The sequence below is a fragment of the Xanthomonas sp. fls2-241-TYG-148 genome (genome assembly GCF_030208815.1).
Taxonomy (GTDB): domain Bacteria; phylum Pseudomonadota; class Gammaproteobacteria; order Xanthomonadales; family Xanthomonadaceae; genus Xanthomonas; species Xanthomonas campestris.
Window position 1 is genome coordinate 1 of record NZ_JARVTE010000032.1, and the last position, 20,394, is coordinate 20,394.

Below are 20,394 nucleotides of genomic sequence, written 5' to 3' on the forward strand. Positions count from 1 at the left end.
GATCGTGCCGACGTTCACGTGCGGCTTGGTGCGCTCGAATTTAGCTTTTGCCATGGTTGCAAGTTCTCGGTAATCGTTTGGAGTTGAAGACGATTGAGTAATGGTGCTCACGAAAGGAATCGAACCTTCGACCTCCTCCTTACCAAGGAGGTGCTCTACCGACTGAGCTACGTGAGCGAGTTTTGCATTATGCCATGCATTTGCGTTCAATGGAGCGGGAGACGGGAATCGAACCCGCACCATCAGCTTGGAAGGCTGAGGTTCTACCGTTGAACTACTCCCGCGCCGGGAACTGCATGCCACAACGTGAAACTGGTGGAGGGAGGTGGATTCGAACCACCGAAGGCGTAAGCCAGCAGATTTACAGTCTGCCCCCGTTGGCCGCTTGGGTATCCCTCCAGCTTTTACTACCGGACCGGTGCGCGTTAAGGCGAAATCGGTTCGGGGTGAAGCAGCCCGTTATTTTGTTGTGGGACGCATGCGGTGTCAACAAAAATTTGGAGCAATTTCACTAACGATGGCGCGCACCCCTCCGGGCTGCGCGCATCGACTCAGACGTTGAAGCGGAAATGCAGCACGTCGCCTTCCTTGACGCGGTATTCCTTGCCTTCCAGACGTAGCCGACCCGCGTCGCGCGCACCGGATTCGCCGCGATACTTGATGAAGTCATCGAAGGCGATCGTTTCGGCGCGAATGAAGCCCTTCTCGAAGTCGGTATGGATCACGGCGGCGGCCTGCGGCGCAGTGGAACCGGCCCTGACCGTCCAGGCACGCACTTCCTTGACGCCTGCGGTGAAGTAGGTCTGCAGCCCAAGCAACTTGTAGGCGGCGCGAATGACGCGATTCAGGCCAGGCTCGTCGAGACCGAGATCGGCCAGGAAGGTGTCGCGGTCGGCATCGTCGAGCTGGGACAACTCTTCTTCGATCGCAGCGGAAACCGGTACCACCTCGGCGCCTTCGGTGGCGGCATGCGCACGCACGGCATCCAGGTGCGCATTGTTCTCAAATCCGTCTTCGAGCACGTTGCAGATGTACATCACCGGCTTGAGCGTGAGCAGGAATAGATCGCGCACCAGCGCCTTCTCTTCCTCGTCCAGACCAGCGGAGCGCCCTGCCTTGCCGTCGGCAAGTGCCGCCTGCAACTTGGCCAGCACCGGCTTGCGTGCTGCCGCTTCCTTATCTCCACCCTTGGCACTGCGCTCGGCACGATTCAGGGCTTTTTCCACGCTATCCAGGTCGGCCAGCGCCAGCTCGGTATCGATGGTTTCGATATCGGCGATCGGGTCGACCTTGTTGTTCACGTGGATGATGTCGGCATGCTCGAAGCAACGCACCACGTGGGTGATTGCATCGACCTCGCGGATGTGCGCCAGGAACTTGTTGCCCAGCCCTTCGCCGCTTGCCGCACCTGCCACCAGGCCGGCGATATCGACGAACTCGACCGCGGTCGGAATCAGCTTCTGCGGCTTGACGATCTCGGCCAGCTCATTCAGACGCGGATCCGGCACCGGCACCACGCCCACGTTGGGCTCGATCGTGCAGAACGGAAAATTGGCCGCGGCGATGCCGGCCTTGGTCAAGGCATTGAACAGGGTCGACTTGCCGACGTTGGGCAGGCCGACGATGCCGCATTTGATACCCATGGGTTGTCCAGTGAATGGAGAATCGGGAATGAGGAATGGCAGAGCAGCGCTCCTACCATTCCCCATTCCCCATTCTCTATTTTTTTGGGGTGTGCAACCGCTTCATCGCCTCGTTGAAATTACCGTCCAGTGCCAGCGGCAGCGCATCGATGGCCGCATCCACTGCCTCGCCAATCGCCATGTCGTCGTCGCGCCCGGCACGCCCCAGCACCCAGGGCACCACGCGGTCCTTGTGACCAGGATGACCGATGCCGACCCGCAGCCGGTGGAACTTGCCATGCCCGAGCAGACGGATGGTGTCACGCAGGCCATTCTGGCCGCCATGGCCGCCGTCGAACTTGAGCCGCGCCGTGCCCGGCGCCAGGTCCAGCTCGTCATGCGCAACCAGTAGCTGCTCCGGCTCGATCTTCCAGAATCGCAGCGCAGCAGTAATCGACTTGCCACTGAGATTCATGAAGGTGGCGGGTTTGAGCAACCACACCGTGTGGCCGGCGATCTCGGCCTTGGCGGTTTCGCCGAACAGCTTGCTGTCCAGGCCCCACCGTGCGCCGGTGCGCTCGGCGAGCGCATCGACGAAACGAAACCCGGCGTTGTGCCGGGTTTGCGCGTGTTCGGGACCGGGATTGCCCAGCCCGACGATCAGACGTAATGCAGACATACGGCATACCGGAGCCGGCGCTGCGCAGTGACGCAGCACCGGCCAACCGATTACTTGGCGTCGCCTTCAGCGCCTTCGTCAGCCACGTCGTCGGCTTCCACCTGACCGTGCTTGGCGATGACCACTGCCACGTCGTGTTCCTTGCCCAGCTTCAGCTCGGGAATCTCCACGCCGGCCGGCAGGGTGATTTCCGACAAGTGGATCACGGTGCCCACTTCCAGCGTGCTCAGATCGACTTCGATGAACTCCGGCAGGTCCTTCGGCAGGCAGACCACCTGGACTTCGTTGAGCTCATGGGTCACGACCACTTCGCTCGACTTGCCAGCCGGCGAGCTTGCTTCGTTGATGAAGTGCAGCGGCACCGAAGCGCTGAGCTTCTCGTTGGCACTGACGCGCTGGAAGTCGATGTGCATGATCAGCTGCTTGAACGGATGGCGCTGCATGTCACGCAGCAGCACCTGCTGCACGTCGCCATTGAGGTTCAGGTCGAGGATCGACGAGTAGAACCACTCGTTCTGCTGGGCAAGCCAGATCTGCTCGTGGTTGAGCTGGATACTGACCGGCTCGAGTTCGCCACCGTAAACGATGGCAGGAATGACGCCAGCGTGACGCAGGCGGCGGCTCGCACCCTTCCCCTCGTCTGCGCGGCGCTCGACCTTGATTTCATGAGTCTTTGCCATTGGATTTCACTACCTAGTTGGAACACCGCCTCGCGGCGATGAAGCGTCTCCCCCGCGACCAGGAGAGACGGATTGCGGCACCCGGACATCCGGATGCCGAAGAACGTGTCAGTCGACGTAGAGCGAGCTGACCGACTCGCCGAAGGCGATGCGGCGGATGGTCTCGGCCAGCAGTTCGGCCACGCTCAGCTGGCGAATCTTGGGGCACGTGCGTGCGGCCGCGCTCAGCGGGATCGTGTCGGTGACCACCAGCTCGTCGAGCTGCGAATTGTTGATGTTGTCCACCGCCGGGCCGGACAGCACCGGGTGGGTGATGTAGGCCACGACCTTGAGCGCACCGCGCTGCTTGAGTGCAGCAGCCGCCGCGCACAGGGTGCCGGCGGTATCGACCAGGTCGTCCACCAGCACGCAGGTCTTGCCCTGCACGTCACCGATGATGTTCATCACCGTGGCGACGTTGGCACGCGGGCGACGCTTGTCGATGATGGCCAGGTCCGCATCGTCCAGGCGCTTTGCGACGGCGCGCGCGCGCACCACACCGCCCACGTCCGGCGAGACCACGATCAGGTTGTCGGTACCGTAGGCGCGCCAGATGTCGGCCAGCAACAGCGGCGAGGCGTACACGTTGTCGACCGGCACATCGAAGAAGCCCTGGATCTGGTCGGCATGCAGGTCGACCGTCAACACCCGGTCGGCCTCCATCGCGCAGATCATCTTGGCGGCGACCTTGGCGGTGATCGGCACGCGCGAGGAGCGCATGCGGCGGTCCTGGCGCGAATAGCCGAAATACGGGATCACCGCGGTGACGGACGCGGCGCTGGCGCGCTTGAGCGCGTCGATCAGCACCAGCAGTTCCATCAGGTTCTCGGCGCTGGGCGCGCAGGTCGGCTGGATGACGAACACTTCCTGCCGGCGCACGCTCTCTTCGATCTCGACCTGCACTTCACCGTCGGAGAAGCGCGTGACCAGCGCCTTGCCCATGCGCACGCCCAGCTCCTTGCAGATGCTTTGGGCAAGCGGTTTATTGGCATTGCCGGAGAACACCAGCAGATTACGTTGGTCTTGCATGAGATCTCTCGGGCGGCGGCAAAGAGCGTGCGGGTCGATGGCGGAGCGGGACAACGGCGCGCCAAGCCAGGCTTTTTTGGATCCGCACCTGCTTTCCCTCGCTCCCGCATAAGATGCGCGGGCGATTGCAGAGGGATCTGCAGGTACGGCGCGTGCAGAGGGATCTGCATCAATTCTCAACAACTGGCAGGGGCGGTAGGATTCGAACCTACGAATGCCAGGATCAAAACCTGGTGCCTTGGGCCTCTTGGCGACGCCCCTGCATCAAACTTGTATCGCGTCCAGTGCGTCGAGCAATGGCGAGTGCGCTGCACCCTCCACGACCCACGCCCGCAGGTTGCCCGGCAACTGCGCCATGGCCTGCTCTGCAGCAGCGCGCGTGGCGAATTCGACGAAACAACCGCTCCCCGACCCTGTCAAACGTGGCGTTCCGATCCTGGAAAGCGCCTGGAACACGGCCTCGATGGCAGGTTCCCGGCGCCGCAGGACCGGCTCGAACGCATTGTCGAGCAGAGAACCGGAAGCGAAGTCCGCTATTTTCGCGGGCGCAGCATCCCGCGTCAATTCCTGTGATTGAAACAGGGCCGGCGTAGGCACGTGAATACCGGGGTCGACCAGCACGTAGGCCGCCTGCGGCAGGCTGATCGGGGTCAATTTTTCGCCCACACCTTCGGCCCAGGCGTTGTGCCCACGCACGAATACCGGCACATCGGCACCCAGGCGCAGGCCCAGTTCGGCCAGGGTGTCGACCGGCAAGCCCAGGCCCCACAAGGCATTCAGGGCCACCAGCACGGTGGCGGCATCGGAGGAGCCGCCACCGAAGCCACCGCCGGCGGGGATGCGCTTGTCGACCCGCAGCTCGGCCCCGAGCGCGGTGCCGGCATGAATTTGTAGCGCCCGCGCCGCACGCACCATGAGATCGTCGTCTTCGGCGACGCCCGGCAGGCTGGCGCCAATGCGCTGGATCCGGCCATCGGTGCGCAAACGAACATGAACGGCGTCCCCCCAGTCGAGCAGGCGGAACACGGTCTGCAGCAGGTGATAGCCATCGGCGCGGCGCCCGACGATTTGCAGGAACAGGTTGAGCTTGGCCGGCGCAGGCCAGGCCGACCAGGCAGGGTTCGACGCAGACATCAGGGCGAGAGCGTCCATTGGTCGACCAGCAGGCGCACCTTGGCGTCGCCATTGCGCGCTTCGATCCGGCGCGGCAGTTCGGGCTGGGCTGCGCTGGCGGGCGTCCATTCGAGGAAATCGATGGTCCAGCCGTCCTGCTGCACGGTGCGCGGCCGGCCATGTTCGTCCAGGTCCACGCGCGCGGCGCCGGCGTCGGCGATGCGCAGGGCGCGTACCCAGTCGGGCATCTGATTGACGGGAATGGTCCAGCCAGTAGCCTCCAGCAACACCTGCTCCGCATCGGCGCCAGCGCGCGGCCCGCCATCTAGACCTTCCAGGCGACCTGCGCCCGTGGCGGTGTCGCCGGTCAGCACCCAGCTCTGCCGGGTCACCGGCGCACTCAATTGCAAGCGGTAGCGCGGACCATCCTGCTGCCAATCGAGACGGCCACTGCCGCCATCGCGGCCCTTGCTGATCGCCACCCGGCCCTGGAACGACCATGCCGGATGTGCCTGCAGCCAGGCCTGGCGAGCGGTTTCAGCCTGCTGTGCGGATTCGCTCACCTGCCCCACAATCACCGGCGCGGCACCGCCCTGCCCGCGCGGCACGCTGACGCACCCCGACAGGCCGGCCAGCGCCAGCCCGGTGAGGGCTAGCGTCCTGATCACCTGATTCATAGACCGAACTTCTCCACCGCACGCTGCAGCGCGCGGTTGTCCGGGTCGAGCCGGCGTGCTTCGTCGAAGTAGCGCCGCGCTTCGTCCTGCTTGCCGCTGACCCACAGCACTTCACCCACGTGCGCGGCGATTTCCGGGTCCTTGACCAGGGCCCAGGCGCGACGCAGCTGCACCAGCGCTTCCTTCGTGCGGCCCATGCGGTAGAGCACCCAGCCGTAGCTGTCGACGATGGCCGGGTTGTCCGGCGCGGCCGTGCGTGCGCGATCGATCAGCGCCAGCGCTTCCTTGTAGCGGGTGGTGCGGTCGGCCAGGGTGTACCCGAGCGCATTCAGGGCGGCGACGTTTTCCGGCTCGGCGACCAGGATCTTGCGCAGATCGGCCTCGGCACGCGGCACATCGTCACGGCGTTCCCAGGCCAGGCCACGCGCGTACAGCAAGGCGCCGTCGTCCGGGTAGGCCGCCAGCCCGCGGGCAAAAGCGTCCAGTTCGCCTGGTGCATCGTCGGCGCGCTGGTGCAGCTCGGCCTCCAGTACGTAGGCGTCGCGACGGGCGTCGTCGTCGGCACTGGCATCGCCCTGCAGGGCACGGGCTTCCTTGAGCGCTTCGGGCTTGCGGCCGAGTTCGTACAAGGCGCTGGCCGCGCGCAGGCGCGCTTCGCTCAGCTGCGGGCCACCGGGAACGCCGCGGTACCACTCCACTGCCTCGTCGTAGCGCTTGAGGAATTCGGCAATCTTACCCAGCAACAGGCGGCGGTCTGGATCGGGCTTGGTCGCGTTGCCCTTGAGCTCGTCGTACAGCGCGGCCAGCGCGGTGTTGTCCTTTTCTTTGGCCAGCATCGAGGCACGCAACCCGTAGGTCTGGGTGTCTTGCGGGCCGGTGGACAGCACCCGTGCCGCCGCTTCGGTCTGACCCATCGCGTCATAGGCGAACGCCAGCGCGCCGCGCAGCTCGGAGTCCTTCACCGCCTGCGGCTCGACATTCTTCAGCAGCGCCAGCGCTTCGTCGTTCTTGCCTTCCTGCTGCAACTGGGTGGCGTGCAGCAAGGCCACGCGCGGTTCTTCGGGGAAACGGCGCACCACTTCGTCGACGATGCGCTTGGCCAGCGCCGGGCGCTCCATCCGCAGCGCCAGCCGGCCGAACTCCTGCCAGGCCTCGATCTGGTTTGGGATGGCGCCGGCCTTGACCAGGTCTTCGAGCACATCGGCCGAAGCGTCCGGCTCGCGTCCGCCGTTGGCCAGGGCGATCAGCGCGAAGCGCCAGCCGCGCGGGTCGGTTTCCTTGAGCAGGCCGAGCAGATCGCGGCGCGCGGTGCGCAGATCGTTGCGGCGCAAGGCCAGTGAGGCTTCGGTGCTGCGCATTGCCAGCGACGACGGCGCACGGGCACGCCACAGGGCCAGGGCCTCGATGGCGCGCGCGTCATCGTTGGCCAGCATGGCGATGCGGGCGGCCCGCTCGGCCAGCCCGGCATCGCCGGCTTCGGCCTTGGCGGCATCCAGATAAGCGCGCGCTGCTTCGTCCAACTGCCCGGCCTGCAAGGCAAATTCGCCTGCCAGGACTGGCTCCAGCGAGGCGCTGCCGGCAGTGGCTGCCGGGGGGGCGGGCGGTGCTTTTTTCGGTGCTGCGATGGCGCTGGTCGACACTGTGGCCAGCAAAAGAACACTCAGGATGCGAATCGGTACAGGCATCGGGGGCAACCGGGCCGTAAAATGGGGCCCTGAATGGCCAGCAGCTTATCGCAAGCAACTGAACAATGACGTTGTGGGTGCTCGGACTGAATCACCAGACCGCACCCGTGGACCTGCGCGAACGCGCGGCGTTCGCGGGTGACGCGTTGCCGCGCGCGCTCGATTCGTTGCGCACCCTGCCGCAGGTGCGCGAGGCCGCGCTGCTGTCCACCTGCAACCGCACCGAGCTGTATGCGATGGCCGACGACCCGCAGACGCTGGTGACCTGGCTGGACACGCACGCGCCCGGGCTGAGCGGCTATCTGTACCAGCATCACGACGCCGAAGCGGTGCGCCACCTGTTCCGCGTGGCCACCGGGCTGGACTCGATGGTGCTGGGCGAGCCGCAGATCCTGGGCCAGGTGAAGGACGCCTGGGCGGTGGCACGCGCGCACGGCGCGCTGGGCAGTGGCCTGGACCGGCTGTTCCAGCAGACCTTTTCGGTGGCCAAGCGCGCACGCACCGACACCCGCGTGGGCGCCAACCCGGTGTCGGTGGCATCCACCGCGGTGCGGCTGGCGCAGGAATCGTTCGCACGCCTGAATGAATCGACGGTGCTGCTGGTAGGCGCCGGCGAGACCATCGAACTGGCGGCCAAGCATCTGAGCGAAGGCCGCGTGCGGCGGCTGCTGATCGCCAATCGCACCCTGGCCCACGCGCAGACGCTGGCCACCCAGCACGGCGGCGTGGCGCTGCCGCTGACCGAGCTGGATCGCCACCTGGCCGAGGCCGATGTGGTGTTTTCCGCCACCGCCGCGCGCGAGCCGGTGGTCACACGGGCACAGGTGGAACAGGCGCTGCGCACGCGCAAGCGCAAGCCGATGCTGCTGTTCGACCTGGCAGTGCCGCGCGATATCGAGGCCTCGGTGGCCGAGCTGAGCGACGCCTACCTGTACACGGTGGACGACCTGGAACGCGCGGTGGAAGACAACCGCCGCAGTCGCCGCGAGGCGGCCGACCAGGCCGAAGCCATCATCGACCTGCAGGTGGCGCGCTATGTGGAAACGCTGCAGGCCAATGAGCGCCAGGCGCCGCTGAAGCGGTTGCGTGCCTTCGGCGACAGCACCCGCGACGAACTGCTGGCCAAGGCGCGGCAGCAATTGAACAACGGCAAGCCGGCCGATGAAGTGCTGGAACAGTTGGCGCATGCGCTGACCAACCGCCTGCTGCATCCGCCAACCGCCGCACTGCGCGATGCCGCGCTCAACAACGACCTCGACCTGACCAGCGCGGCCGACCGGCTATTCCCCGAGAAACCCGGTTACCGCCATCCCCCTGTAGCTACCCCGATCGTGAGGACTGATGACGCCGACCCTGCGCCGTAAGCTCGAAGCGCTGGCCGAGCGCCGCGAAGAACTGCAACACCTGCTCTCCGATCCGGAGGTGGTCAGCAACAACGACAAGTTCCGCAGCCTGTCGCGCGAACTGTCGCAGCTGGAACCGGTGGCGCTGGCCATGCAGGAAGAGGCGCGCGCCAAAGCCGATCTGAGCGCGGCAGAGGCGATGCGCAACGATCCGGAAATGCGCGAGCTGGCTGAGGAAGAAATCCTCGCCGCACAGGCACGCCTGGACGAACTGGACGCGCAACTGGCGCTGTTGCTGGTGCCGCGCGACCCGCGCGATGAAGGCAACCTGTTCCTGGAGGTGCGTGCCGGCACCGGCGGCGACGAAGCGGCGATTTTCGCCGGCGATCTGTTCCGCATGTACGCGCGCTACGCCGAGCGCCAGGGCTGGAAGGTGGAGATCGAATCCGACAGCCCCGGCGAGCACGGCGGCTACAAGGAAGTGGTGGCGCGGGTGGTCGGGCGCGGCGCGTATTCGCGGCTGAAATTCGAGTCCGGCACCCACCGCGTGCAACGCGTGCCGGCCACCGAATCGCAGGGCCGCATCCACACCTCGGCCGCGACCGTGGCGATCATCCCTGAAGCCGATGACGTGGAAGAGATCGTGATCAATCCGGCCGACCTGAAGGTGGATACGTTCCGCTCCTCCGGCGCCGGCGGGCAGCATGTCAACAAGACCGAATCGGCGATCCGCATCACCCACGTGCCCAGCGGCGTGGTGGTGGAATGCCAGACCGAACGCAGCCAGCACGCCAACCGCGACAAGGCGATGAAGCGCCTGAAGGCGCAATTGGTGGAAGCAGAACGCAGCAAGGCCGCCGCCGCCGAGGCGCAGACGCGCAAGTTGCAGGTAGGCAGCGGCGACCGCAGCCAACGCATCCGCACCTACAGCTTTCCGCAGGGGCGCATCACCGACCACCGCGTCGAAGGGCTGACCCTGTACGACCTGCCCAACATCATCGAAGGCGATCTGGATGCCTTGATCGCACGCTTGCTGCACGAGCATCAGGCCGACGAACTGGCGCGACTGAGCGAGGGCACGTGACCGCCGACGGCCCGCGCGAGCTGTTGCAGCTGCGCGCGGCCGTGCGCCATCGCCCGCAGGACTTCGTGGCTTGGCTGATGCTGGCCGACGCGGAGCTGGGCATGGGCGACACGGCTGCCGGCGAGATGGCGGTACAGCGCGGCCTCGCGCTGCAGCCCGGCCATCCGGAGGCAGTGGCGCGGCTGGGCCGCGTGCGCTGGGCGCAACAGCGCCATGCCGAGGCCGCCGTCCTGCTGCAGCAAGCCTCCGATGCTGCCCCCGAACACCCCGGTATCGCGTTGTGGCTTGGGCATGCGCTGGAAGATGCCGGCCAGGCCGAAGCCGCTGCCGCCGCGTACTCGCGTGCGCATCAGTTGTTGCCGGAGGAGCCGTACATCACCGCGCAACTGCTCAACTGGCGGCGCCGGCTGTGTGACTGGCGCGCGCTGGATGTGCTGTCCGCGCAGGTGCGCGCCGCCGTGGCGCAGGGCGTTGGCGCGGTGGAGCCGTTCGCGTTCCTCAGCGAGGACGCCAGCGCCGCCGAGCAACTGGCCTGTGCGCGCACGCGTGCGCAAGCGATCGCCGCCAGCGTGCGGCCGCTTGCGCCAACGCGCGTGCGCAGCAAGGGCCCGCTACGAGTGGGCTTCGTCTCCAATGGCTTTGGCGCGCATCCCACCGGCTTGCTGACCGTGGCCTTGTTCGAAGCGCTGCAGCGGCGCCAGCCGGACCTGCAGATGCATCTGTTTGCGACAAGCGGTGACGATGGCAGCACGCTGCGGACGCGGCTGGCGCAGGCCAGTACCTTGCACGACGTCACCGCACTCGGGCATCTGGCCACCGCGCAGCACATCCGCCACCACGGCATCGATCTGTTGTTCGACCTGCGTGGCTGGGGCGGCGGCGGGCGTCCGGAAGTGTTCGCGTTGCGCCCGGCACCGGTGCAGGTCAACTGGCTGGCGTATCCGGGCACGTCGGGCGCGCCATGGATGGATTACGTGCTGGGCGATGCGTTCGCGCTGCCGCCGTCGCTGGAGCCGTTCTACAGCGAGCACGTGTTGCGCTTGCAAGGTGCATTTCAGCCGTCGGACACCTCGCGCGTAGTTGCCGAACCGCCTTCGCGTACGCAGTGCGGCTTGCCCGCGCAGGGCGTGGTGCTGTGCTGCTTCAACAACAGCTACAAACTCAACCCGCGCAGCATGGCGCGCATGCTGGCCGTGCTGCGCGCAGTGCCTGATAGCGTGCTGTGGCTGCTGTCCGGGCCGGGCGAGGCCGATGCGCGTCTGCGTGCATTCGCACAGGCGCAAGGCGTTGACGCGCAGCGCCTGGTGTTCATGCCGAAGTTGCCGCATCCGCAGTACCTGGCGCGCTACCGCCATGCGGACCTGTTTCTGGATACGCATCCGTACAACGCGCACACCACCGCATCGGACGCGCTATGGGCGGGATGCCCGGTATTGACGACGCCTGGGGAGACGTTTGCTGCGCGGGTCGCTGGCAGCTTGAATCATCATCTTGGGTTGGATGAGATGAATGTGGCGGACGATGCCGCGTTTGTTGCCAAGGCGGTGGCGTTGGCGAGTGATCCGGCGGCGCTGGGTGCGTTGCGTGCGCGGGTGGATGTACTGCGCCGTGCGTCCGGGGTGTTTCATATGGACGGGTTTGCGGATGATTTTGGTGCGTTGTTGCAGGCACTCGCGCGGCGTCATGGTTGGTTGGGAATCTAGCGCGGGCTTTTTGCTTTCAAATAGATGGCTGCCTTCCGCCGTACCCTCACCCCCAACCCCCGCTCCACGCCCCGGCCCGCGCTTGCGGCGCGGGCGCTCCAAGGCACGCGCGACCATGGCGCGCACGCTGTGCCTGCTCGCCCCAACGGGAGAGGGGCTCCAGACAACTTCCTCACTATCGCGTTCAAACCCCTCCAAGTCGCAGTAATGAAGTGCCAAGGCAGCAGCGTGGCCGGGGATTGGCGGAGAGCCGCACAGGGATGTGCCGCGGCGGCGAGTCAGACAGGATGTCTGACCGAGCCGAGGAGCCGATCCCCGGCCGCGCTGCTGCCCCCTCACCGAAGCTAGCATCTTGCTTCGCCGCACCCTCACCACAGTCCCTCTTCCGGAGGGAGAGGGGCGTCCAACCTTGCGGCGTGGGCGCTCGGCGGCACGCACACCAGTGGCGCGCAAGCTGTGCCTTCTCGCCCCAAGGGAGAGCGGCTTATCGATTTGCCACGAACTGTCAGTTGCTAACTGCCAGTATCAGCGGATCCTCGACTGCGACTGACGTTGTGCGGCTTCACGCTGTGGTGCTGTACCCGGCCGTCCAGGCTCGCTAGGCTGGCGGCATGCCTTCCAATCTCGACTTCATTCCCTTGCAACTGTGCGTACTGACGGTGTCCGACAGCCGCACCCTGGCCGATGACCGCTCCGGCGATTATCTGGTCGACGCACTCACCCACGAGGGCCACGTGCTGCATGCGCGTGCGTTGTGCCCGGACGATCGCTATCGCATGCGCGCAATTGTCTCTGCCTGGATCGCCGATGCGCAGGTGGACGGCATCCTGGTGACCGGTGGCACCGGCTTCACCGGGCGCGATTCCACGCCCGAGGCGATCACCCCGCTGCTGGACAAGCTGATGCCGGGCTTTGGCGAGATGTTCCGCGCCATCAGCGTTGCGGAAATCGGCACCTCGTCGCTGCAGTCACGCGCGTTTGCCGGCCTGGCCAACCACAGCTTCGTGTTCTGCCTGCCCGGTTCCACTTCGGCCTGCCGCACCGCGTGGGAACAGATCGTGCGTGCGCAGCTGGATGCGCGCACCAAGCCCTGCAACCTGGCGACACTGCGTCCACGGCTGAGCGAATAGCCTGCGCGTTCCATCGCTGGCGGAACCCGCATGTCGCACCTCAAACGCAAGGCCTACAAGAAACTGCTGGAACCGCTGCAGCTGGAACTGGTCGGCATGGCACGCTGGCTGCGGCACACCAACCAGCGCGCGCTGGTGCTGGTGGAAGGCCGCGACACCGCCGGCAAGGGTGGCGTGATTCAAACCATTGCCAGCCATCTCAATCCGCGCCAATGCCGGGTGGTGGCGTTGCCAAAGCCGAGCGATCGCGAAAGCACGCAGTGGTATTTCCAGCGTTATGTGACGCATCTGCCGGCGGCCGGCGAGTTGGTGCTGATGGATCGCAGCTGGTACAACCGCGCCGGCGTGGAGCGCGTGATGGGCTATTGCACCGACGCGCAGTACCAGGCGTTTCTGGAGCAGGCACCGCGCTTTGAACAATTGCTGGTCGACGACGGCATCCTGCTGTTCAAGTACTGGCTGTGCGTGGATCAGGCCGAGCAGGAGGAACGCTTTGCCGAGCGCCACGCAGATCCGCTCAAGGGCTGGAAGCTGTCGCCGGTGGACCTGCAATCACGCGCCAAGTACGACGACTACACCGCCGCGCGCGAACGCATGCTGCAGGCCACCCACACCGCGCAAGCGCCGTGGACGCTGGTGGATTTCAATGACCAGAAGCGCGGGCGGCTGAGCCTGATCCGTGATCTGCTGGACCGGCTGCCGGATACCTCGGTGCCACAGGAGCTGCTGCCGCTGCCGCCACTGGACGGCAAGCTGCACAAGGAGCACTACGGCGTGCTGACCCCGATCGACGATTACGCCGGCCAGTCTTGAGAGACTTCATCGCTGGCGGCAGTGGCGCGCGGCAACGGATGCACGCCCGCCTGGCCTTCGACCTGCTCGGCCTGCACCACCAACTGGCTCAGGCGCTGGGCGAACAACTGCATGAAACCGCGGTGCAGCGGGCGCATCGCCTCGATGTAGTCGACATCGTCGGTCTGCGGCCCGAGCGGGCTGCAGGACGCCAACAGCACTTCGTCCAGGCGCAGGGCGGTGTCGGGCAGACGCACCGTGGCCGCGCGGCGTAGCCAGTCGCGCATGCCCTGGCGGTATTCGGCGGCCAGGATGTAGGCCACTTCCACCTGGTCCAGGTCCACATCCGGGTTCCAGGCAAGCACCTGGATCACCTGCGAGCGCTCGTCCAGCACGCGGCTTTCGGCGATCAGGGCATGCAACTGCTGCAACAGCTGCCATTGCGCGAGCGCACCGTCGCGCTGCGGCGAGGGCATGGCCTCGATGGCCAGCACCAGGCGGCGGGCGAACAGGGCCGGTACGTCGGCCAGCACCAGCGGGCCGGCGTCGGCGCCCAACAACAGGCGTTCGGTCCGCAGCGCGGCGGTGTCGGGCAGATAGCCGTCCTGCAGCGGGCGCATCACGCCGTGATCGAGCAGCGACAGCACCACATCCAGCCAATAACGGCGTTCCTGCTGCTGCGCGCGGTTGGCGCTGGCGTTTTGCCAGGCGGGGCGCAGCTCGTCCAGGCGCGCGATGCAGGCCTGGCTGTCCAGCGCATCCCACGGCGCGCGGGTGGCGTCGTTCGGATCGAAGGCGTCGACGTTGAGCATGCCGCCGCCAAAGCGGTGCCAGGCGGCGCCACGCAGCGCGTTGGCCGGATCAGGCTTGGCCGGGGCGAGCGGTGCTGCCGTGGCCGGCCGCAACAGCGCGGCGTAGGCATCGGCCCAGGAATCGGGAAGACGGGCAGACAACGGATAGCTGGCCGACGGCTCGCCCAGGCCGCGCCGCGCCAGGCGCAGGCTCCACAGCACCGCACCCAGCACGATGCCCGCGAAGACCCAGGCCAGCAGCCAGCTGGCGGCGGCCTGCTCGGGGCGCAACACCCGCGTGGCCGGGTGCAGGAACAACAGCCAGCCGCTGCCCAGCAGCGCGCCCAGATACAGCCACGGCGCCAGCTGCGCCAATGCACTGCGAGGTTCGGGCAGGTCGCGCCCACTGTTCTGGTCTTGAGATGGAGCTGCCATACATTTCCCCTGCACGCCTGATCGCGTGGACATCCAGGTTATCGGCGAGGAAACGCAAGTCTGTTGCCCTGCTCAGGCAACTTTTGGCTAGCCGGTTACAAATGCTTCAGTCGTCGGAATCGCGCACGGCGTGCGCGTGACAGACGCGACCTTGCTCGCTGGCGAGCCCTGCCAGAGCCAGTGTTCAAGTACCTCCAGTGCTGCAGCGGAACCGGCGGCGACAACTTCCACACTGCCGTCCGCCTGGTTGCGCGCATGTCCGCGCAGCGCCAGCGCCAGCGCCCGCTCGCGCGTGGAGGCGCGGAAGAACACGCCCTGCACGACGCCGGTGACGATGAAGCGTGCCGCCTGCATCAGCCGGCCTTGCCGGTGATGCCCACCGCAGTCTCGATGTCGCGTGCGGTGACCGGGCCGAGGAACTGTTTGGCCACCTTGCCATCGGGGCCGATCAGGTAGGTCATCGGCAGCCCGCGCGGGGTGGCGAAGTCCTGCGGCGGCTGGTACGGGTCCAGGATGGCCACCGGATACGACACCGGGTGATCCTTGAGGAAGGACTGCATGTCGGCGGTGGTGATGTCCTCGTAGGCCAGGCCGACCACTTCGATGGAGTCGCGCATGGTGTGCAGCGCCGACAGCTCGGGCATCTCTTTCAGGCACGGCGCACACCAGGTGGCCCAGAAGTTCACCACCACCCACTTGCCGCGGTGCGCGGCCAGGTCGTAGGTCTCGCCGGACACGGTGGGCAGCGACAAGGTGGGCATCTCAGCGGTCTTCTGCACCACCGAACTAGTGGTGGACGCAGCGGCCGGGTCAGTGCCGCCCGGTGGAGTCGCCGGCGCCTGATTGGCGGGCGTGGGCGCCGGTGACGCCGTGGTCGATGTGCCCTCGCCGGCGGGCTTGCAGGCGGTGAGCAGGACCAACGGCAACAGCAGCGCGCAGGCACCGCGCGTCAACGAACGCAGGGTCATGGGGGATCTCCCGGAAGGTGGGTATAGAGGTCGCCAACCGGCTGCGCCAGCACGCTGCGCAGCGGTTGACGCAATTGTTCCAGCGCGGCGGCGGCAGCCTGGCCATAGGGGTCGTCGCGGCACGGCAAAGGGCGGTCTTCGACCGGCACCCGCAGCTGGCAGCTTTCGTACAGCTCGGCCAGCGGCACCACGTCCAGGTCGCGCGCCAGCAGCCAGTTGCCGCGCTCGTCACGGCGCAGCAGGCGGATACGTTTGAGCTCGCACAGCAGCTCCTGCATCAAGGTGTCGGTGAGCATGGGCTCCAGCGCCAGGATGCGGTCTTCGTCCAGCCCGTTGCCGTGCAGGCGGGCCTGGCGGAAGCGCCCGAGCAGGCGCAGCAGGCCGTAGATCTCGAACCCCGGCGGCAGCCGCATGGCCTCGGGCTGGTAGCGGAACGCCGACATCGACGACGCCAGCGAGGCACCCAGCAACACCGACACCCAGCTCAGGTAGATCCACAGCAGCAGGATCGGCAGCGCCGACAATGCGCCATAGATGCGTTGATAGGTCTGGAAATTGCCCAGGTAAAAGCCGAAGCCCCACTTGACGATTTCCATCAGGATCACCGCCAGCAGCGCGCCCGGCAGCGCATGCCGCAGCCGCACCGCATGCTGCGGCACCACGCGGTAGATCAACACGATGCAGACGAACTCCACCGCCATCGGTGCCAGCCGCCAGGCGAATTCGGCCAGCCATTGGCCTTCGGTGGTGCGGAACAGCGGCAGCGCGAACACATACGCAGCCATGGCCATCGACGCGGCCGCCAGCATCGTGCCCAGCGTCAGCACCGTCCAATAGATCAGAAAGCGCGTCACCTTGGGCCGGGCCGCGGCCACGCGCCAGATGCTGTTGAAGGTCTGCTCGATGCTGTGCAGGGTGATCAGCAACGAGGCCACCAGCGCCACCATGCCGGCCACGGTGAACTTGCCCAGATCCTCGAGCGACCGGTTGAGGTAGTTCTGCACCGAGCGCGCCGCGCCTGGCACAAAGTTATTGAAGATGAAGTCGGTGAGCGCGTCCTTCCACTCGTTGAACGCCGGAAACGCCGACAACACGCCGAACACCACGATCGCCAGCGGCACCAGCGCAAACACCGTGGTGTAGGCCAGCGACGCGGCGGCCTGGAACAGCCGGTCGTCCAGGAAACGGCGCCACAGAAAACGCCCGAAGCTGGCCGTGCGTGCACGGTCCCGCAGGCGTTCCTTCCACTGATGCATGGTGTTCACACGCGACATCGGGCAAGGGTAACCGAAGCGTCGTCATCGCGGCCTTGCCGCACCTGCGGCGTGCAGCCAGGCCACGCCATCGCCGATACTGCGGCCACCTCACACAGGCGGCAGATGCGCGATGACGGAAATTCTGGTGCTGTACTACAGCCGTGGCGGTTCGGTGGCGCGGCTGGCGCGGCAGATCGCGCGCGGCATTGGCGAAGTGCCCGGCATGAGCGCGCGGCTGCGCACGGTCCCGCCGGTGGCGGCGGTCACCCAGACCAGCGCCCCGCCGGTGCCCGACGAAGGCGCCCCGTATGTGGACGCTGCAGATCTGGCCGAATGCGCCGGCGTGCTGCTCGGCAGCCCGACGCGCTTCGGCAACATGGCCGCGCCGATGAAGCACTTCCTCGACAGCCTGGGCGCCGAATGGGCCAACGGCACCCTGGCCGGCAAACCGGCGGCGGTGTTCACATCCACCGCCTCAATGCACGGCGGCCAGGAATCCACGCTGCTGTCGATGCACCTGCCACTGCTGCACCACGGCTGCCTGATCGTCGGCATCCCGTTTACCGAAACAGCCCTCAGCCACACCACCAGCGGCGGCACGCCGTATGGCGCCAGCCATGTCTCCGGTGCGGGCGGCGACCCGCAGCCCAGCGACGAGGAAGCCGTGCTGGCACGCGCGCTGGGCCGGCGCGTCGCCGATATCGCCCGGCGGCTGGCAACCCCGTGAGCCGGCGCGCCGCGCACTGGCTGCTCACCGCCGCCTTGCTGGCCATGTCGGCGTTGTTCGTGGTGTGGTTTCACGATGACCGCCACCGCGTGGCCGCGTTGCTGGTGTTCGCGCTGCCGCCGCTGCTGATGGCCATGGGCGCCGTGCGCAGCGCGCGTGCGCGCTTCTGGGCCGGCGTGTTCGCGCTGGGCTGGTTCAGCCACGGCATCATGGCCGCCTGGAGCGCCCCCGGCGTACGTGGGCTGGCCTGGCTGGAATTGCTGCTGGCCCTGCTGGTGGTGGCGCTGGTCAGCGGCCATGGCGTGGCCGCGCGGTTCGGCAAGCGCCGCGCTCCGCGCTAACGCGGGTCGCGCAGGCGGCCAGTGGGGCGGACGAACTGCCCGCTCCACTGGCCGTGGACTCACACCGTCACAGCGAGGTCATTGCCGTGGGCAGCGTACTCATTGCCTGCCCTCCTTCACCGCAGCGCCGCCTGTCACTGCCCTACCAGCGTGGCGATGCTCTGCGGGTCGATATACAGCGAGGTCTTGCCGCCGCTCACCGTGTACGCACCGGCATAGCCGGCGTTGAGGCTGGATGAGGTGGTGTATTTGACGAACTGCGTGGCCGCGCCGGCCGGCACGGTCAGATCCAGCCGCTGGTGGGCGGTGCCGGTGTTGACCGCCACCACCACGATCTTGTTGTCCGGCGTGCGGTACGCCGTGGTGGACACGTCCGCATACGGATGCTCGGTGGCACCGATCCGGACCGACCCTGGCCGCACAAACCGCGCGAACTGCGACATCACATACCCGCGCTTGCTGACCGAACCACCTTCGCTGATCAACCCGTAACTGCGGCGGATGTACCACCAGATGTAGGCGTTGTAGTTGGCGACCATGCTCTGATGCAGCTCGCTCGCAACGCCCAACGCCGACGGCCACGCATTGCCATCGCTGGTATCGGTGTAGTGCTCGGTCATCCAGACCTGCTTGCCCTTGCTGCGCGCCAGTGCGTAATCCTTTGGCTGCGCGCCGTACAGATGTCCGGCGACGATGGACGTGGCCTGGCTGGCCTTGGCGTTGTTGAGCACCGGGTCGGTGATGGAAAAGGTGAAGCCAACCGATTCGCCCACGATCACCTTCAACGCGCCGAACTTGCCGCCTTCGGCGTTGAGATAGTTGACGAAGTCGCTGCCATTCCAGTCTGCGGATTCATAGTCTGGATGCCAATCCGGCTCGTTCTGCAGCGAGATCGCGTACAGCGGTGCATTGCGCGCCGAGAGGTAGTTGGCGAAATCCAGCAGATGCGTGGTGTAGGCGGCATACGAGGTCGACAACAACTTGCCGCCCTTGACCAGGCTGTTGTTGGACTTCATGTACGCGGGCGGCGACCACGGCGTGGCAAACAATATGCCACCCAGCGCGCGCACGCGCGCGGCGGTGGGAACCTGCAGGCTCCAGCCACTGCTGGAGGGGTCGATGCGCATGCGCAGGATCGACAGGCCGATCTGTCCGTTGCCGCTGCCATAGGCAAGATCCACCTGCGCGGGCGTTAGATCGTTGATCCATCCCGCACCATTCATCCCGCCGAATCCGCGCACCGTCTGGTACGTCTGGTTCGGGTTGACCGTGACGGTTTGCGCAGCGGCAGTGGCGGTAAGGCACAACCCTATCAACGGCACTACGGCACGCAGCAACACGGAAGGCTTCATGCGTCATCTCCAGAATTGAACGAAGGTGCCAACCCAACGCATCGACGACCGTGCGCGCACAGGCAGCCATTGCACAGCGCGTTGGCATTGCTGCCTCGCACGGCCGCGCAACAAAGCGATCGCGACCAGTGAAACAGCGTGTGGAGTGTGCACGTGGCCGATGACACTTGAATGGGCATGGCATCCCAGAACGCGGCGCTGTCATCAAGCGAACGGATGGCGCAGGGAAGCGTGCGTGTGGTAAAGCACGTGCACGCGTCACCGCTGCGGCAGTGCACCACGCCTCACGCTGCCGCGCCATACATCGGAATGCGCCCTGCCCGGCCATCGCCTGCACCGCTGGCGCCAGCGCCGTATCATGGCGGCCCTCGCGCGGCCTTGCACCGCGCCGGCCCTACAGGACCCGCAGCAATGGAAGACCTCCTGATCGTCACCACCGGTGGCACGATCGACAAGATCTACTTCGACGACAAATCGGACTACCAGATCGGCGACCCGCAGATCGGCCAGATCCTCAAGGAACTGGGCGTGACCTTCCGCTTCACGGTCATCCCGATCATCCGCAAGGATTCGTTGCACATCACCCAGGAAGACCGCGAGCTGATCCGCGCCACCATCCAGGCGCAGCCCGCCCGGCAGGTGCTGATCACCCACGGCACCGATTCGATGGTGGAAACCGGCAAGGTGCTGCAGTCGATCGCCGACAAGACCATCGTGATGACCGGTGCGCTCAATCCGGCGCGCTTTCGCGGCTCCGATGCCGAGTTCAACATCGGCTGCGCGGTCGGGGCCGTCCAGACGCTGCCGGCCGGCGTCTACATCGCCATGAACGGACGGATCTGGAACCCGGAAACGGTGCGCAAGAACGTGGCGGCCAACCGGTTCGAACCGGTCTAAGAACCTGTTCACGATCTTTTCTGATCAGTGCAGACTATGCGGATGCGCCAA

The 20,394-nt window shown here is 66.4% G+C and carries 20 protein-coding genes and 4 tRNA genes; 8 read left to right on the forward strand and 16 right to left on the reverse strand.

Translation table 11 applies throughout. The features are described 5' to 3' along the window. Positions 1–101 precede the first annotated feature (101 nt). From QRM60_RS21325 to QRM60_RS21375, 11 genes are all read right to left on the reverse strand, one after another. A tRNA-Thr gene (locus QRM60_RS21325) sits at positions 102–177 on the reverse strand. 33 nt (positions 178–210) lie between these two features. Next, positions 211–284 (reverse strand) — tRNA-Gly (locus tag QRM60_RS21330). A gap of 29 nt (positions 285–313) precedes the next feature. After that, a tRNA-Tyr gene (locus QRM60_RS21335) sits at positions 314–399 on the reverse strand. Between the two features lie 152 nt (positions 400–551). Next, positions 552–1,643: a redox-regulated ATPase YchF gene (gene ychF, locus QRM60_RS21340; protein WP_076039469.1), complete on the reverse strand. Its 1,092-nt coding sequence runs from the start codon at positions 1,641–1,643 to the stop codon at positions 552–554. A gap of 76 nt (positions 1,644–1,719) precedes the next feature. Next, positions 1,720–2,301, reverse strand: a complete 582-nt coding sequence (pth, locus tag QRM60_RS21345; RefSeq protein ID WP_011036110.1) for an aminoacyl-tRNA hydrolase — start codon at positions 2,299–2,301, stop codon at positions 1,720–1,722. Between the two features lie 50 nt (positions 2,302–2,351). Continuing rightward, the gene (locus QRM60_RS21350) at positions 2,352–2,981 is read right to left on the reverse strand and encodes a 50S ribosomal protein L25/general stress protein Ctc (protein ID WP_040941714.1); all 630 of its coding nucleotides are present in this window, start codon (positions 2,979–2,981) and stop codon (positions 2,352–2,354) included. Positions 2,982–3,089: 108 nt separating this feature from the next. Beyond that, complete coding sequence (locus tag QRM60_RS21355; RefSeq protein WP_011269977.1) at positions 3,090–4,049, reverse strand: ribose-phosphate diphosphokinase; 960 nt, start codon at positions 4,047–4,049, stop codon at positions 3,090–3,092. A gap of 184 nt (positions 4,050–4,233) precedes the next feature. Continuing rightward, positions 4,234–4,310, reverse strand: a tRNA-Gln gene (locus QRM60_RS21360). A gap of 3 nt (positions 4,311–4,313) precedes the next feature. Next, positions 4,314–5,201 carry a 4-(cytidine 5'-diphospho)-2-C-methyl-D-erythritol kinase gene (gene ispE, locus QRM60_RS21365; RefSeq protein ID WP_285446986.1) on the reverse strand — a complete coding sequence of 296 codons (888 nt, stop codon included), beginning with the start codon at positions 5,199–5,201 and terminating at the stop codon, positions 4,314–4,316. Further along, positions 5,183–5,839 carry a lipoprotein insertase outer membrane protein LolB gene (gene lolB, locus QRM60_RS21370; protein WP_285446987.1) on the reverse strand — a complete coding sequence of 219 codons (657 nt, stop codon included), beginning with the start codon at positions 5,837–5,839 and terminating at the stop codon, positions 5,183–5,185. Before lolB ends, ispE begins: the two co-directional genes overlap by 19 nt. Then, the gene (locus QRM60_RS21375) at positions 5,836–7,524 is read right to left on the reverse strand and encodes a tetratricopeptide repeat protein (RefSeq protein ID WP_042596301.1); all 1,689 of its coding nucleotides are present in this window, start codon (positions 7,522–7,524) and stop codon (positions 5,836–5,838) included. The genes lolB and QRM60_RS21375 overlap by 4 nt, the downstream gene beginning before the upstream one ends. A gap of 65 nt (positions 7,525–7,589) precedes the next feature. Here QRM60_RS21375 and hemA point away from each other — a divergent pair, with 65 nt between their 5' ends. The 5 genes from hemA (at position 7,590) to ppk2 (ending at position 13,597) form a co-directional block, all read left to right on the forward strand. Next, entirely contained in the window at positions 7,590–8,888 is a 1,299-nt protein-coding gene (gene hemA, locus QRM60_RS21380; RefSeq protein WP_285446988.1) for a glutamyl-tRNA reductase, read from the forward strand. Next, positions 8,866–9,951: a peptide chain release factor 1 gene (gene prfA, locus QRM60_RS21385; protein ID WP_011036103.1), complete on the forward strand. Its 1,086-nt coding sequence runs from the start codon at positions 8,866–8,868 to the stop codon at positions 9,949–9,951. The genes hemA and prfA overlap by 23 nt, the downstream gene beginning before the upstream one ends. Beyond that, the gene (locus QRM60_RS21390) at positions 9,948–11,654 is read left to right on the forward strand and encodes a tetratricopeptide repeat protein (RefSeq protein ID WP_285446989.1); all 1,707 of its coding nucleotides are present in this window, start codon (positions 9,948–9,950) and stop codon (positions 11,652–11,654) included. The genes prfA and QRM60_RS21390 overlap by 4 nt, the downstream gene beginning before the upstream one ends. Before the next feature lie 611 nt (positions 11,655–12,265). Beyond that, positions 12,266–12,784, forward strand: coding sequence for a molybdenum cofactor biosynthesis protein B (gene moaB, locus QRM60_RS21395; protein ID WP_228444432.1), 519 nt, complete (start codon positions 12,266–12,268; stop codon positions 12,782–12,784). 30 nt (positions 12,785–12,814) lie between these two features. Then, entirely contained in the window at positions 12,815–13,597 is a 783-nt protein-coding gene (gene ppk2, locus QRM60_RS21400; RefSeq protein ID WP_115555485.1) for a polyphosphate kinase 2, read from the forward strand. Here the strand turns inward: ppk2 and QRM60_RS21405 are convergent. From QRM60_RS21405 to QRM60_RS21420, 4 genes are all read right to left on the reverse strand, one after another. After that, the gene (locus QRM60_RS21405; RefSeq protein ID WP_103699503.1) at positions 13,579–14,802 is read right to left on the reverse strand and encodes a hypothetical protein; all 1,224 of its coding nucleotides are present in this window, start codon (positions 14,800–14,802) and stop codon (positions 13,579–13,581) included. The two genes, ppk2 and QRM60_RS21405, sit on opposite strands and share 19 nt — an antisense overlap. Before the next feature lie 87 nt (positions 14,803–14,889). Further along, positions 14,890–15,156, reverse strand: a complete 267-nt coding sequence (locus QRM60_RS21410; protein ID WP_103699502.1) for an acylphosphatase — start codon at positions 15,154–15,156, stop codon at positions 14,890–14,892. Beyond that, positions 15,156–15,770, reverse strand: a complete 615-nt coding sequence (locus QRM60_RS21415) for a TlpA disulfide reductase family protein (RefSeq protein ID WP_042596310.1) — start codon at positions 15,768–15,770, stop codon at positions 15,156–15,158. The genes QRM60_RS21410 and QRM60_RS21415 overlap by 1 nt, the downstream gene beginning before the upstream one ends. Continuing rightward, positions 15,767–17,044, reverse strand: a complete 1,278-nt coding sequence (locus QRM60_RS21420) for a YihY family inner membrane protein (protein ID WP_011036096.1) — start codon at positions 17,042–17,044, stop codon at positions 15,767–15,769. Before QRM60_RS21420 ends, QRM60_RS21415 begins: the two co-directional genes overlap by 4 nt. Positions 17,045–17,156: 112 nt before the next feature. Between QRM60_RS21420 and wrbA the strand changes: the two genes are divergently transcribed. Both wrbA and QRM60_RS21430 read left to right on the forward strand, forming a co-directional pair. After that, entirely contained in the window at positions 17,157–17,753 is a 597-nt protein-coding gene (gene wrbA, locus QRM60_RS21425) for an NAD(P)H:quinone oxidoreductase (protein ID WP_014506797.1), read from the forward strand. Then, on the forward strand, positions 17,750–18,094 hold the full coding sequence (locus QRM60_RS21430) for a DUF2069 domain-containing protein (protein WP_115555482.1): 345 nt from the start codon (positions 17,750–17,752) through the stop codon (positions 18,092–18,094). Before wrbA ends, QRM60_RS21430 begins: the two co-directional genes overlap by 4 nt. Positions 18,095–18,228: 134 nt before the next feature. On the opposite strand, the gene QRM60_RS21435 is transcribed toward QRM60_RS21430, so the two are convergent. Beyond that, positions 18,229–19,446 carry a glycoside hydrolase family 30 beta sandwich domain-containing protein gene (locus tag QRM60_RS21435; protein ID WP_285446990.1) on the reverse strand — a complete coding sequence of 406 codons (1,218 nt, stop codon included), beginning with the start codon at positions 19,444–19,446 and terminating at the stop codon, positions 18,229–18,231. A gap of 411 nt (positions 19,447–19,857) precedes the next feature. Here QRM60_RS21435 and QRM60_RS21440 point away from each other — a divergent pair, with 411 nt between their 5' ends. Continuing rightward, the gene (locus QRM60_RS21440; RefSeq protein WP_011036092.1) at positions 19,858–20,343 is read left to right on the forward strand and encodes an asparaginase domain-containing protein; all 486 of its coding nucleotides are present in this window, start codon (positions 19,858–19,860) and stop codon (positions 20,341–20,343) included. Positions 20,344–20,394 lie beyond the last annotated feature (51 nt).